1 protein-coding gene is annotated in these 429 nt (G+C 69.5%); it reads right to left on the bottom strand.

Features of this window, described 5'->3' with window-relative positions:
• On the bottom strand, nucleotides 1–227 hold a 227-nt coding region (locus HUW62_RS47850), incomplete at its 3' end, for a type I-MYXAN CRISPR-associated protein Cas6/Cmx6 (protein ID WP_303626927.1).
• Nucleotides 228–429 lie beyond the last annotated feature (202 nt).

Genomic DNA, 429 nt, shown 5'->3' with positions numbered 1-429 from the left:
GGCAGCCACACCGGCAGCGTCTCCGCGGGACACCGCACCCGCAACGTCCCATGCCCCACGAGCAGACTCTTCCCGCTCGCTCGAGTCCCTCGCAGGTTGAAGATGCCGACGTCCTGGCGCTCATGCAGCCCCGGCAGCCGGTGCGACAGCGCCGATAACAACGCATACCCATGGTCCAACGGAACCCCACCGCCTCGCGCGGGGTAGACGAGGTCAATCACTGACATGTTCAGCCTCGATGGCCCCGCCTCGGCGGGACGATCCTACGGGGGAAGTCCTCGCCAAGACCCCTGACGAGGGCACAGAGGTGCCAGCCCCGCGAACGGCGGCGCGACGCCACGGGCCCACCCTCCCAGGAGGGGGCCCAGGCACGTCCGACACTCGGGGAGCAGGGGTCATCACGCATCTCCACGGGGAAGACGCCAACGC

The sequence above is a fragment of the Myxococcus sp. AM011 genome (assembly GCF_013372595.1).
In the GTDB taxonomy this organism is placed as follows: Bacteria; Myxococcota; Myxococcia; order Myxococcales; family Myxococcaceae; genus Myxococcus; species Myxococcus eversor.
Note: the sequence above shows the minus strand (reverse complement) of the source record. Positions and strands in the feature narration are given on the sequence as shown.